General features: G+C 35.0%; 18 protein-coding genes. 5 read left to right on the top strand and 13 right to left on the bottom strand.

Annotated elements, in window-relative coordinates:
- A partial coding sequence (locus tag NY78_RS25075; protein WP_197084303.1) for a hypothetical protein occupies positions 1-613 on the bottom strand: 613 nt, incomplete at its 3' end.
- Between the two features lies 1 nt (position 614).
- Positions 615-1259 carry a hypothetical protein gene (locus NY78_RS25070; protein WP_156181107.1) on the bottom strand — a complete coding sequence of 215 codons (645 nt, stop codon included), beginning with the start codon at positions 1257-1259 and terminating at the stop codon, positions 615-617.
- A gap of 274 nt (positions 1260-1533) precedes the next feature.
- On the opposite strand from NY78_RS25070, the gene NY78_RS22940 reads away from it, so the two are divergent.
- Entirely contained in the window at positions 1534-1776 is a 243-nt protein-coding gene (locus NY78_RS22940; protein ID WP_047960340.1) for a CopG family ribbon-helix-helix protein, read from the top strand.
- Entirely contained in the window at positions 1766-2050 is a 285-nt protein-coding gene (locus NY78_RS24290) for a type II toxin-antitoxin system RelE/ParE family toxin (RefSeq protein WP_082140188.1), read from the top strand. Before NY78_RS22940 ends, NY78_RS24290 begins: the two co-directional genes overlap by 11 nt.
- A 27-nt stretch (positions 2051-2077) precedes the next feature.
- Here the strand turns inward: NY78_RS24290 and NY78_RS24285 are convergent, their stop codons facing one another.
- Entirely contained in the window at positions 2078-3094 is a 1017-nt protein-coding gene (locus NY78_RS24285; RefSeq protein ID WP_197084302.1) for a sigma-54-dependent transcriptional regulator, read from the bottom strand.
- A 224-nt stretch (positions 3095-3318) separates the two neighbouring features.
- Between NY78_RS24285 and NY78_RS25815 the strand changes: the two genes are divergently transcribed.
- On the top strand, positions 3319-3747 hold the full coding sequence (locus tag NY78_RS25815; RefSeq protein WP_043640832.1) for a prepilin-type N-terminal cleavage/methylation domain-containing protein: 429 nt from the start codon (positions 3319-3321) through the stop codon (positions 3745-3747).
- Between the two features lie 26 nt (positions 3748-3773).
- On the opposite strand, the gene NY78_RS22930 is transcribed toward NY78_RS25815, so the two are convergent.
- The gene (locus tag NY78_RS22930) at positions 3774-4367 is read right to left on the bottom strand and encodes a recombinase family protein (protein ID WP_047960339.1); all 594 of its coding nucleotides are present in this window, start codon (positions 4365-4367) and stop codon (positions 3774-3776) included.
- Positions 4368-5142: 775 nt separating this feature from the next.
- On the bottom strand, positions 5143-5643 hold the full coding sequence (locus tag NY78_RS25060; RefSeq protein WP_156181105.1) for a hypothetical protein: 501 nt from the start codon (positions 5641-5643) through the stop codon (positions 5143-5145).
- Positions 5644-5734: 91 nt separating this feature from the next.
- On the opposite strand from NY78_RS25060, the gene NY78_RS25055 reads away from it, so the two are divergent.
- Positions 5735-5908, top strand: coding sequence for a hypothetical protein (locus NY78_RS25055; RefSeq protein WP_156181104.1), 174 nt, complete (start codon positions 5735-5737; stop codon positions 5906-5908).
- Positions 5905-6057: a hypothetical protein gene (locus NY78_RS25050; RefSeq protein ID WP_156181102.1), complete on the top strand. Its 153-nt coding sequence runs from the start codon at positions 5905-5907 to the stop codon at positions 6055-6057. The genes NY78_RS25055 and NY78_RS25050 overlap by 4 nt, the downstream gene beginning before the upstream one ends.
- Before the next feature lie 47 nt (positions 6058-6104).
- On the opposite strand, the gene NY78_RS24275 is transcribed toward NY78_RS25050, so the two are convergent.
- From NY78_RS24275 to NY78_RS25025, 8 genes are all read right to left on the bottom strand, one after another.
- Complete coding sequence (locus NY78_RS24275; protein WP_082140186.1) at positions 6105-6956, bottom strand: DnaB-like helicase C-terminal domain-containing protein; 852 nt, start codon at positions 6954-6956, stop codon at positions 6105-6107.
- A gap of 512 nt (positions 6957-7468) precedes the next feature.
- Complete coding sequence (locus NY78_RS25045; protein WP_156181100.1) at positions 7469-7714, bottom strand: hypothetical protein; 246 nt, start codon at positions 7712-7714, stop codon at positions 7469-7471.
- A gap of 293 nt (positions 7715-8007) precedes the next feature.
- Positions 8008-9456 carry a polymer-forming cytoskeletal protein gene (locus tag NY78_RS25040; RefSeq protein WP_156181098.1) on the bottom strand — a complete coding sequence of 483 codons (1449 nt, stop codon included), beginning with the start codon at positions 9454-9456 and terminating at the stop codon, positions 8008-8010.
- 6 nt (positions 9457-9462) lie between these two features.
- Entirely contained in the window at positions 9463-9948 is a 486-nt protein-coding gene (locus NY78_RS25035; protein WP_156181096.1) for a type II secretion system protein, read from the bottom strand.
- On the bottom strand, positions 9908-10318 hold the full coding sequence (locus tag NY78_RS24270; protein WP_082140185.1) for a type II secretion system protein: 411 nt from the start codon (positions 10316-10318) through the stop codon (positions 9908-9910). The genes NY78_RS25035 and NY78_RS24270 overlap by 41 nt, the downstream gene beginning before the upstream one ends.
- A complete protein-coding gene (locus tag NY78_RS24265; RefSeq protein ID WP_082140184.1) occupies positions 10315-10716 on the bottom strand; it encodes a type II secretion system protein in 402 nt (133 codons plus the stop codon). Before NY78_RS24265 ends, NY78_RS24270 begins: the two co-directional genes overlap by 4 nt.
- Positions 10703-11110, bottom strand: coding sequence for a hypothetical protein (locus NY78_RS25030; RefSeq protein WP_156181094.1), 408 nt, complete (start codon positions 11108-11110; stop codon positions 10703-10705). The genes NY78_RS24265 and NY78_RS25030 overlap by 14 nt, the downstream gene beginning before the upstream one ends.
- A 1101-nt stretch (positions 11111-12211) precedes the next feature.
- Positions 12212-12588, bottom strand: a 377-nt coding sequence (locus tag NY78_RS25025; RefSeq protein ID WP_231584074.1) for a hypothetical protein, incomplete at its 5' end; no start/stop codon positions are given.

Below are 12588 nucleotides of genomic sequence, written 5' to 3'. Positions count from 1 at the left end.
TTATACTTTTTCTAACTAAAGAGTGGAAAGTAACGATGAAAAAAGATTTCTTATGTTCTCCATCCATCCAATTATCATTAGTTTTTCCAGCAAGTTTACTAAAGAGGTTTTCTGTATAAAGTTCTTCTTCTTTCCCTGTTGTCAAAATTCTTTTTAATTCCATACTTGTTGAGGCAAGAATGTTTACAGCTTCTTTCAATTCTGTATAACTGTAACTATGACCTGTTTTTTCAAGCTCTTTTTTCAATTGATAATATGTAAAGCACACCCCGATGGTGTTTTGCTTAAAATATGGATTATCAATTGCAATTTTTCGAAGAGCGTCTTCAACAAATTCTTCGCGTTGCCCTGGTAACGCATCAACATATTCACCACTTTTATTTTTAATTTTTGTCGGTTTAATAATAACTCTATAAACTTCCCCCTTGTGAACAAATTCCCTTTCAATTGGATTAAGTCCTTTCCCGAATTTATTTTTCCCAAGGATGTATTTTGGTATTGCATCATAGAGTTCAATTGTATTTGCATAATTTACATCACTAGCATCGTCTAAATCAGTTAGAGAAAAAAGTGATAATTGCTTCTGATTAGTGCTAACAATTTTACCAACCATATTACATATCTCCATTTATTTTTAACTGCTTAATCAATCTATCAACAGTTGAACTACTCCATCTTCCATGTCCAGACAATGTATCAGTATTATTGTTATTTAAAATTTTTGCTATTTTATCTTTTCGAAATCCTTGTTTGCATAATTCAGATACTTTTTCTAAAGCAGATTTTCTATCAAGTTTATTTCCAATAATAGAATTTTTACCCGACAATTTTTTACAATAATCAAGAAGTAAATTGTTTTGTTCACGAAGAAGATTTAATGAATCTTGTTGATTTTGTGCTAATTTTTCAATCCCTTCAACAAGTCTTAGCAACAATGGTTCACTACTTAACGATGCAAGCACAGTTTCGTTCTCTACTTTAATTTCACCAGAAAATGTTCCAGCGTCATACGTCTTTTTAAACTCACTTTCCAATGCAGATTCAATATCCCCTTTATTCATACCAGAATTGTATAGATTCCAAATCTTTTTCAAAATTTTTTCAGTGGATGCCGGAACAAGGTTTTTTCTACTTTGTTTTTTTAAAGGAAAAAATTGGGGGAAATTTTCAACGTACCTGCGGGCAGTAGGTTCGGGAACCCCTGCCATTTTTGCCAAGCGGGACACGGGAATCCATTCGTCAACCACGGTAGTCATCACTTCACTTCACCATCTATCCTACTTAAATAATATAATATTTTAAATCGTCACATTCGTCATTCGTCAACCACTCACTCACATTCGTCATGCCGTCATACCAGACCACTCACCCATGCTCAAGCGCAAGAGGTATCCCTGGAAATCGGGTGAAGTATACTCTTTTAGTATACTTCACCCAGTCAAGACTTCTCCTTCTGGACGAACCAAAACCACAGGTCTTGCCACACGTAAAATTACGTTGTAATATCATGTAATACAAAAGGGGGATGAAACCATGAACACATCCATGAGTTTGAGACTTTCTGAAGAATTATCTAACAAAATAAATGAGATAGCAATTGCTACGGGCCGCACCAAAAGTTTTGTGGCAGTCCAAGCATTACAGGACTTTGTGGAACGGGAAGCATGGCAAGTATCTGAAATCAGAAAAAGTCTTGCTGAAGCAGATGTTGGTGATTTCGCTACAGATGAAGAAATGAAGGCACTTGACGAAAAGTGGGGAAAACGTGATCGTTAAATGGTTGCGTACAGCACTACATAATTTAGATGAGGAGATTTCTTACATTTCAAGGGAAGATGAAGAATTAGCATTTAAAATATATCAACACATCCTGGAACGGGTAAACTCTTTGCAAAATACCCCTAACATCGGAAGACCAGGAAGAGTGTTTGGGACACGTGAACTTGTGCTGGACCATTACCCTTACATAATTCCATATAGAGTTAGTAGAGAATCTATCGAAATTTTGCGGGTCTTTCACACAAGCAGAAAGCAACCTAAAATGTGGTGATCGATTTATTATAAAATTAGTAAATTATCAGTACTTTTTTATGGTTATACCGAGGGTTTTAACCCTATGCCAAAGACTCCTTTCTTTAATTCCAAGGAGTTTTGCGGCATTCGACTGAACACCTTGTGTATGTTCAAGTGCTTTTTCGACGATAAACCGTTCTACATCATTCATATAAGCGTCTAAATTGAAGTTATCAAAAGAAAATTCAGTATTTTCATCAATTTTTTTACATGAATTTGAAATTTTAATACTATTAATATAAGACAAAACATCCCACTCACCAATTTCCTCATCAACATATTTTGAAACACTTTCCAAGCATGAAAATAATTCTCTAAAATTGCCTGGGAAATCATAATTTTGGATGTTTTTCAATGCTCTTTGAGAAATTTTTACGTTAAGAACTTCATTGCAATATCTTTTTGCAATTAAAACCAAATCATATTTGAGAGTTTTCAAGCTCGGAACAACAATACTGTTTTTTAACAATCTATAATACAATTTTTTTTCTACAAGTTTTTTTAAAACTTGGTCTTTTAAAGAACCACTAGAAGTAATCACTAGTTTAGTCCTTACGTTTCTTCTGTAAGTATCACCCAATCTTTGTACTGTTCCTGTATCAATATAATTGCAAAGCACAGATTGACCTTGTGCGTTTAAATTCTCAACATTTTCTACAACTAGCACACCACCATCAGATTCTTCTATTTTACCAACAACATCATTATAAGCACCTGTAAAAGAACCTCTAATGTGTCCTTGCAAAATAGAAAGAGTCATATCATTATGTACATCAGAACAATCTAAAGAAATAAATGGTCCATTTTTATTGGAACCTAGTTCCCAAATTTTTTTTGAATAAAGACTTTTACCTGTTCCTGTCTCACCTATGAGTAAAAGCGGATCATTGTTTTGAGAACTTGAATAAATTTTATTCAAAAAATTCAAGAAATCAGGACTGCTTCCTAAAATATTCGGGAAAAAAAATCGTGCAGAAAATTCATCTATTCCGTTCTGATTTACGCTTTCAGTTGATCTCATGTGGGTAAGCATCCTTCAAAAGAAGACGAATTCATAGCGCGTGTTACACAAAATGCCTAACATCCATTTATTATTACATAAAATTTTTCATGCAATTAATGCAAGCGGGGGGTTTTCCATATTGAAATTTGACAACACTACCCCAAAATGCTAAATTAATAAAGATAGTTAACTATCTGAATTCCCTAACAAAACTCTAACTCCCCATTACCTGGAGGAATTTTATGCAAGACCAAAAAAAACGTAACCAGAAAGGTTTCACACTCATAGAAATCATTGCAGTGTTGGTTATTTTGGGAATTTTAGCAGCTGTTGCTATTCCTAAATACCAAGACCTGAAGCAACAATCTGCTGATCAAGCTATTAAAGGAGCACTTGCTGCTGGTGCATCACAAGCAGCAATGTCTTATGCTAAAGCTACAATGACTGCCCCAGCAACTGCACTTGCTACTGCTAAAACAGATTTAACAACAAATTATGGGACTCTTGGAGATTTTACTTATACATATGCTGTTGATGGATCAACAGGCATAACTGTAACTCTTGCGGGTGGAGTTGCCAGCACTAGTGGTAAAGATATTTGGGACTTGAAGTCTTCCTCTGCTGTACTTACAAAAACCGTTACATTTGAAAATGCTGCTGTTACTCCTTAAAAAGGAGTAAAATCTAACATCTATGGTCAATTGCTCGTATTTTCTTGGCAATTGACCATAGATGTATTTTTTTTTATAACATTATAAATTGTTGCTCTGCTTACAGAAAACGTACGTGAGATAAATGCTTTATCTTCTCCAGCATCAACACGCGCAACGATTTCCTTTACCTGTTCATCCGTTAAAATTGATTTCCTACCACAATGTTTACCTGCTTTTTTTGCTGCTGCAACTCCTTCTCTTTGTCTTTCCCTAATCATTGCCAATTCAAATTGTGCCACTGCACCCATTACCGCAAGCTGAAGATCCTGCATCGGATTCTTTTCCCCCGTGAAGATCAGGTTTTCCTTGTGGAATTTAACCGTGACACCTTTGGCCGTAAGGTCCGCTACCAGGTTCAAAATATCTGGTAGATTCCTGGCAAGACGATCCATGCTGTGAACCACCAAGCAATCCCCTTCCCGTATGAAGTCCAGGCAGGATTTTAAACCGGGACGATTTGTAGTGCCACCAGAACAATGATCCTCAAATTCCCGGTCAAACTCACCATTCGGTAATTGCCTAAGATTTGATTGATCGGTGGTGCTGCATCTTCGGTAGGCAATTGTTTGTCCGCTCATGTAAGTATCTCCTTGTGCCTGTCTTGTCTAAAAAGTTCTAGAAGAAATTAGAATTTGTGTCAACAATTAAAAATGGAACTTTTTAGACGCGCTCGATCCAGAAACCACGGTCAAGCAATCCGTGTCGCTAAAGTATACCTTGTTTGAAATCAAAAAATCGGATGAGGATCAGGTTTGGAGTTCCCCAACCTGTTTCCTCATCCTGTTGCCATGAACCACTGACTCCTGGTCCATCCTGACCAAAATCCCGTACCCACAAGGGCAAAATTTCGACGGTTCCTTCTCCAGCTGGACCTTTGCCCGCAAATCTGGGGAATGCGCTGTACGGGACGTTTTGACGGCATTCCGTGGACGCATGTCCAATTATGAATTTTCCATCGTCTTAATCTAGCACAGTTAAGCATTAATTACCCATAATTTTGATTTATTTAAAATTTCCAAATTATTTTCACTAAAGAGTCCAACTTACAACAAGTTGTATCCTAAATAAGACATACCCCTGATTTGCTTGTTTGTGTTTGAGGGAAAGCAACACTAGCAACACAACATCATCCAACCACCTTTAAACATAAAATACATTGTAAAGTCTTTTCGAACAACTGTTTGCAGTTGCGAGAAAAGACATTCAATCATGCTTCATGATTGAATGTGAAACATCAACTGCTTCAATAAAAACAAATATGAAGCAAAAAAATATCTTTAACTCCTTGTGAAGTAAAAAATATTTTTAAATATAATCAATTATTACGGTATGTTACATTAAAATAGAAGAGATTTAGTTTCCATCTTCCCAAATCTCTTTATAGTTTAAACTTTTGTAAACTTCTTCGGTTTGGGTATTAAAATCTTCTTTTCTTTTAACTGCACGTTCAATTTCTTGTTCATGTCTAAACTCAATTGGTGTATTTGCCATTTTCCCATCAGCATTTTTGATATGCTTAAAATCAGACTTTAATCGTCTAATGATTTGTTTATAAAACTTTATTCGTTTATAATATTTAACTCTTGAATTTGCAGGGTCATTAAAAATCCTAGAAATAGTATGTTTATCAAAATTTATTTCGTAACCAACATTAATTCTTGCAAAGTATCCTTGTGGTATTGAATAGAACATTAAAAACATTTTCAGTGCAAAAACAAAATTTTTCTCATCCAACTCATTTTTTATTAAACTATCTAAATCATTTTCAAGAAGTTTTGGACTTAACATTATATTTCTTATTTCAAGAATATGATCTTGTAATTTTTCACAAACATTTGTTTTAAAATCACCCATAGAAACAATCCTTACGTATTCATTTTTGATATAAATATTATAGCAATGATAGATTATACGTAAACAAAGATAATACTAGAGGAATAAATTAATGTGGGAATTTGAAAATTGTAATTTTGGAATGGTCGCAACGAAACAATTCAATGACAAAAATCCAAATCTTGTGTTGAGCATGATTAAATCGTTGAAACAAAGACATGATATAAATGTCTTTGTTTACAAAAATGATATTGGTAGTATAATTGTCAAAGGAGTAAAAAAATGAAAACAGAAGCAGGAAAACCAGTTGTAGCAAGAATGGATGCTAATCTTTTAGATAAAATACAAAGCATATCTGATTCTTTGAATTTAAGTAGGTCAGCAGCAGTAAGATTACTTATTCACGTAGGTTTGAAACATTTCGATACATTGTAAACGTTTTATAGCAAGAATGTTAGTAAACGTTTGAATTTTGATCACACTTAGCATAATGCAATAGATTCAAATTCATATGAAGTATCTTCACATTCAAAAAGGTCAAGTTCTTCGTTGTAGAGTTTTAATGAATTTTCGTCATATAACAGTTCGAATGTGGCACATTTTCCATTTCGATTTTTCACGATTTCAAAAAGCACATGCCACTTACTATCTATATTTTCATCTTCAATAGAAATGTTATAAGACCTTTCTTTTTTAACACGGAATACAGCATCAACACCATTCCTCATAAAAAATGCCGTATTTAAACGTGATGCAATGCCAGTTTGATATGCAACTACAACAGGAACACCATTTTTAGAAGCAAGCATTTTTATTTTTTGCAAAACTTCAGAATATTTTTTTCCATAGGCAAGCACTTGAAAATAATCAATAAACAAAATTCCATTGTTTTTTATGACAGCACATTCTTTTTCAATATCGTCAATTTTTAAAAGAGTGCTGCATAAAAATTTTAACTTACTTTGCCGTAATTTATTTCCTGCGGCAAAAAGTTTTTTCATTTGAAAGATATCGGGACATTCATATGGAAAATTTTGTATGTTGCAGTTCGTGTATTGGAACAAAATCCTTTTAACAAGCGTTTCTTCGCAAGCATCTAAACTGCAATACAACAATGGAATATCGTACAAAACACCCATATTAAATGAAATAGACAATAACAAGGCCGTCTTAAAACTTCTTGGAGTACCTGCTAAAATATACAATTTTCCAACTTCTAAACCACCAGTATAAAAGTCAAAATTCATGATTCCAGTTGGTTTATGTTTAACTTTGAATTCTGATTTAGTAGAATCGTGAATCTCATCAAAAACCTTCGAAATAGTTGTTTTCATGATTTATAAATTCTTTAATTTGCCAGTTTTCCATGGAGAAAAGCACACGCGATCTGCGGTATCACTACTTTTAACTATTCTGCTTGTAACCGTGCAATGTTTTAACCACACTCCATTTTCAAATATTCCAGTAAGGTTACAAATAAAATGAATGCAGTTTGAGCATGTTTCCATAGTACACCCTTCATTTTTTAGGTGGTTGCAATACCGCAAATCACCTAAAATTAAAGAAAATAATACTATGGTACAAAAGAAAAATCAGAAGTAAACTTAATTTTTTTGAAGAAACAAAAAAATGGGAGCTGAAAACTCAGCTCCCATTTTTAGAATTGTGTCAATAAAGTCTATGCAAACATCCAACTGTCACAAATATTTCCTTGAATGAATAACTGTTCCATTGCTTCATTATTCACTCCACCTTTTGGGACAAACACCACTGAATATTTCCCATCTGTCTTTACGAACACTTCAAACCCTTTTGACATAAGAATGTGTAGTGTTTCGTCTAAAATCTATTCTGCAAAAGGTGAGAACCTGTTTAAGCACTGAAAGTAATAATAAAATCCTAAATATTCACTTTTCCTTGGTAATTTTTCAATATCAAAAGCAATATTTCTTAAAATTCCTTGAAAAACACCATTTTGCTTCATTTCTTCCACACCATCATACCATTCACCTTCTTTTACAACTTTAACACCGTTACGCTTGTAAGAAGTTACATTCTTTGAAATTTTCTTTTCTTCTACATTGTTTAACATTATATAATCCCCTTTTTGCTTTTTCCCTTGCGGGCAAGGGCAATTATACTCGGGGGGAAATCCATGTAAAAAAAGAAAATGAGAAAATCTTGGGGAATTTTATGGGGACACCAACCAGAAGAGCGGATTCTGCCCGTGGTAGTATTTTGGGAAAAGAAGACGGGAACCAAGATCGAAATTTGTGCCAGGAAGCAATCTAATCCGACCTAGAGCAGTAAGAATCAGAAATAAAAAAGTCCTAACCAAATGTGCAGGGTCACTTTAATAAAAAAACAACAAGTACATATTGAACTTTACTTTTCCGGTGGGATCCACCATGTATTAGCAAAATTTGAAGAGACCAAGGTAATAACAGTGTTCTTATTTGCATTCTGCTGGGTTGATTTTGAATACACAGCACCTAAAATATTAGTGCCCTCATTCAAATTAATTGAATGTGCATAGACTGTCCCGACCCAACTTGAACCTTCATTGAATGATACCGTACCATGACTCTCCAAATATATACGTTTTGCATAACGTTTCATTTTATCTGTTATGTTTGCAGGGTCAAAAGGATCGCTCCATGTTTTTCCATCTTCCGACACAATTATTGAGAAATTTTTGTTAAATGTAACATCTCCAGTAACTAAAATATTAATATCACCACTTGACAAGTCAAACTTGAGTGTTTTATTTTTATTATTTAACGTAAAACTACTTAAGTCAATGGAATGATAGTAAGAGTCATTGTTGTCCTTTGCACTAAATGTATATTCCGACTGATCTTGCACCAAGACGGCCTTGTTGGAAGTAAAATTTGCATCTTCAGGCACAAGAGTTGGTGTGCTACATCCAGTTGGCAATTTATCGGAAATATTAGTCTGATTGGTATGATATTTTGCTCCACTTCTATTTGCTATTGTTGTCTGTGAATATACTTCTCCCAACAAATTGATAGAATTGATAGATACTTCATGCGCGTAAACATCATGAACAGTTGCATTTCCTTGGATAGTTACTTTCCCGCTTACGTATAATGTTCCTTCTACAGTCCCTCCGTTTAAAGTCAAGTTTCCAACGACTCTTACGTCTCCACCAACGTAAGAATCACTATTAAACGTCCCATCACCTTTCATGCAGATATCATTCAGTACTTCTGCACCGCTATTCAGTATTACAGCACCATTTGAATTTACGTTTCCTGTCACTTTTGCATCTTTGTTAATTGTAACACCTGATGCAGAATAAATTGAACCTTTCACTGTACTTGAACTATTGAGTGCAATGCTGCCAGACCCATACATGGCAATTTGGTCGGAATCATTGACAACTGCAGGAGTGAATTGTATAATAGCAGATGATAGTAATTTATATTTTGCTTGAAGTGAACTTCCGAATGTGTCACCTTGAACCATCAAAGAAAATGAAGTGTCACTTACTTTTGCTGCCGTTAATGAAAATGAACCTGAATTATTGTCTAAATTATATGTATTGGACCCTTTTGTTCCACCAGAATTCAATTTTGACACCAAATCTTCAACTTTTATTGTACTTTGACTATCAAATGCGACCCCCTTTGCATATTCCACACCGGAGTATGCTAAATTCCTTGCTATATTCGCTTGATTAAACTCTAACTGATTCAACGTAGATATTGTAGACATTTGGGACATGCCAACTGACAGGCCTGCAATCGCAAGAACTGCAACAATAATCAAAATAAGCGAAAATCCACTATTTTTATTCAAACTTTTTTGCATTTTTTCCTACCCACTTATGTAAATAGAAGTTGAAAATGATTTTTCTGTACTATCTGAAAATTCAGTTTTGAATGTGATTGATAATTTTTTTTGTGATAAGGATGTTAAAAAATAAGTAACGTTGTCAATTAAGACATGGTCCGAGTCATCAGAATTTTTATGGAGAACTAAATTAGTACCAGATTTTGATATTGTTCTTGTTGCACCGTTATACGTGTATGTCAATACGTTACTTGCAACAGAAATACCTGTTGAATTTTGCATCTCTAAAATAATTCTTAAAAGTCCAGCTTGGTTTTTCTGAATCTGCTGATAGTTTTCGTCCGCATTAACATGAGTTTTAACAGAATTGACGTAACCTCTTAAAAACACCATTCCAATCATTCCAAGAAGTACTAGGACACAAATAATTTCTATTAATGAAAATCCGACTTCAGGACTATTCGTTGCGCTAGTTCGATTGGATAGTAAACACATGGTAAATTTTTTCACCGTTGATGCTGGTAATTGTAACCAAAAGTGCGGTCGAAAGACTTCCAACGGTTGTTGTTTCTGCTTCAACTTTTTTAAGTGAAGCGTCTGAATAATAGTTTGTTGAAAACTCTTTCACTTTTGCAGCAAATGCATCCAAAGTATTTTTGGTCGGGGAAGAATAATTCATGTTATAATCTGCTAAAATTGTTTCCATTGCTTGATTAAGACTTGAAGAAACTTGAAGTCTTTCAATCGGTGTATGAGAAGACATTGCTCCTGATAAAAAATATGGCATTGCCATTGCTGCTAAAATCGAACCAACAACAAAAGTTATAATTATTTCAATTAAAGTGAAACCGTGTTCCAACTGTTGTTTTGGATCATTCACGGGATAAACCCTGTTTCAGGATCAATAGCAATTGAATAAGGCAAAACTGGGCCTGTTTGTGGTTGTCCTGCCTGGTTAAATTCATATGGTTGCCCTAATTGGTTAAACGAAATTGAAAAAGATCCACTGTACTTTTGAAGTGTATATGTACTGATTGTTGTTGTATCTTTTTTCACTAAAATAGTTTTACTTGAAACAACAATATTCCAGTTTGCTGTTGATATATCTGACATTGCCCTCATTATTGTTTGACGTAATGCATCTTTAAGGACGCTTGCATCAACCACATCTTCTACTCCTTGGTCAGTATTCTTTGGAACAATTGCAACTGCTATCACTCCAAGAATGATCAAGGAAACGATAATTTCAAGAAGTGTAAATCCTTTATTGAGCTTCATTTTTAAAAGATCTTTTTGTCAAAATCATAAGTGGCAGTTGCGCTGCACTGTTGCACAACAAACTTATAAAAATATATTTAATATTTTCTTGTATTCCCAAAGAACTAAACATGTAAACATGTAATATTATAATGACAAAAAACGATGTTACGATAGAAATATCATTCATAAACCGCAGGTTGTCTTTTTTAAATACAGACTCAAGCGAGGGAATTAGCGCAATAAATGCTAATAACAAGCAAAAGTTAGATATTACTTTCACAGGTTCTAAACTAACATTGCCATCACTTGAAGTTATAGATAATGATAGCGCAATGTACAGGTACATGAACGCAACAGCAACCCGAATAATTTTTAATGCTGACCGATCTTCAATGTCTTTTTTCCACCACATAAGATTTCTCCCCCACTTTTACCCTAAAATACAATTTCTTTGGAACTGTGGCAATGAGGAAGTTGCCTTTCCCTTTGACAAGTAATAGCGCAACCAGCTGAAATAAAACAATTAAATTTCACTGCTTTCCAGGCAGAGCGGATAACCCGCGAAAATGCCCAAATTTTGGATTTTCCTTGCCATCGCGGACTACGACCCGGAAAGCGGTACAGGACGAAATCCTGGCATGGTGCACCGGCAAAAAACCGCTGGTTTTGGGATTGGGGAAGGTCGGTGTGCAGGTGGGGTGATTGGAGGACGAAAAAACAGACCTGGTAGTTTTTTGGGGTATGGTGTGGAGCTAAAACCAGACCGGAAAGGTATAGAATACACACATGAAATCCCTCAAAGACCATGAAAAACACCACCATCACCAGAAACCCCTTTAAAATGCGATTATGGAGGTTTTCGGCATGAGGATGAACCCTAATGCGGGTTTGGGGAGAAACGGCAAATTGGGAACGCTAGAAGGGGCAAGAATCCGGCAAGAATTCACCCGATGGTTTCCCCATGGCACGGATGCAGGATTTTAGAGGAGAATTTCTTGGAAGGATAACCTGGTTTTTCCAGGGTGGTGGATTGGGTCTTTGGGTTTCGGTCACGTGATCCAGCTCAATGCATTCCACCGGACCAAATGGCCCATGGTTTTCTGTGCGGAATCTAAACCTGGTTAAAATTGGGGTGAACGCTGGACCACCGAACACCTTCCACCCTCAATGGAAAGGGAGCGTAAGCGGTTTCCTTCATGGGGATTTTGGTTTTTGAGCAACGAGCAATATTATATAGAACCGCGCTCTTGATTTTTTCTTAAAAGGGTTAAGAAAGGAGGGATTTGGAAAAAATTAGCATTAAATTATTGATTTTTATAATTATTTACCAGTCTGCCGGGGAATCAAACCTCACTATTTCGGGGAATCAAACCTCACTACCGGGAATCAAACCTCACTATTTTGGGGTTTTCGGGGAATCAAACCTCACTATTTTTAGACCCAAAAAAAGGTGATTTTCGTCTCCGGGGAATCAAACCTCACTATTTGACCAAAACCGAAAACTTAACCTCCTTTATTCTTTAGATTTTTCTATTGCTGATTTTTTCTCTTGAACAAGAAAATTTGTACGTTTGATTTCTGACACGAAGTAACCAGTTGGAATTAAAGTATATTTGTAGTCACCATTTTGGTTTTTAAAAGACCACGTTTCCAAAACCTTTTCATCCTTCAATTGGTCTAACCCTTCTGCAATGTATCTATGATTATTACTACTCCTTGCATATTTTTTCATTCCGCTGCCGGATATAATTGTAGATGCTGTTATCTCATAGGGTTTCAGCATGGATGCTTGAATGTAATTGTGACTCATTCTTTTATGTAAATATCTTGCAAGAGCATTTGTGTATTTCATACATTTTTCGTAATTATATCGTCTAAACGTTGTTTCGA

This window comes from Desulfovibrio sp. TomC (assembly GCF_000801335.2).
In the GTDB taxonomy this organism is placed as follows: Bacteria; Desulfobacterota; Desulfovibrionia; order Desulfovibrionales; family Desulfovibrionaceae; genus Solidesulfovibrio.
Note: the sequence above shows the minus strand (reverse complement) of the source record. Positions and strands in the feature narration are given on the sequence as shown.

What these genes read in the sequence shown, in the direction of transcription:
- NY78_RS22940 (WP_047960340.1), top strand. Translation starts at nt 1,534, where the DNA reads ATGAACACATCCATGAGTTTGAGACTTTCTGAAGAATTATCTAACAAA.
- NY78_RS22930 (WP_047960339.1), bottom strand. Translation starts at nt 4,367, where the DNA reads ATGAGCGGACAAACAATTGCCTACCGAAGATGCAGCACCACCGATCAA.
- NY78_RS25045 (WP_156181100.1), bottom strand. Translation starts at nt 7,714, where the DNA reads ATGTTAAACAATGTAGAAGAAAAGAAAATTTCAAAGAATGTAACTTCT.
- NY78_RS25055 (WP_156181104.1), top strand. Translation starts at nt 5,735, where the DNA reads ATGTGGGAATTTGAAAATTGTAATTTTGGAATGGTCGCAACGAAACAA.
- NY78_RS25030 (WP_156181094.1), bottom strand. Translation starts at nt 11,110, where the DNA reads ATGTGGTGGAAAAAAGACATTGAAGATCGGTCAGCATTAAAAATTATT.
- NY78_RS25050 (WP_156181102.1), top strand. Translation starts at nt 5,905, where the DNA reads ATGAAAACAGAAGCAGGAAAACCAGTTGTAGCAAGAATGGATGCTAAT.
- NY78_RS25815 (WP_043640832.1), top strand. Translation starts at nt 3,319, where the DNA reads ATGCAAGACCAAAAAAAACGTAACCAGAAAGGTTTCACACTCATAGAA.
- NY78_RS25060 (WP_156181105.1), bottom strand. Translation starts at nt 5,643, where the DNA reads ATGGGTGATTTTAAAACAAATGTTTGTGAAAAATTACAAGATCATATT.
- NY78_RS24275 (WP_082140186.1), bottom strand. Translation starts at nt 6,956, where the DNA reads ATGAAAACAACTATTTCGAAGGTTTTTGATGAGATTCACGATTCTACT.
- NY78_RS24265 (WP_082140184.1), bottom strand. Translation starts at nt 10,716, where the DNA reads ATGAAGCTCAATAAAGGATTTACACTTCTTGAAATTATCGTTTCCTTG.
- NY78_RS24285 (WP_197084302.1), bottom strand. Translation starts at nt 3,094, where the DNA reads ATGAGATCAACTGAAAGCGTAAATCAGAACGGAATAGATGAATTTTCT.
- NY78_RS25040 (WP_156181098.1), bottom strand. Translation starts at nt 9,456, where the DNA reads ATGCAAAAAAGTTTGAATAAAAATAGTGGATTTTCGCTTATTTTGATT.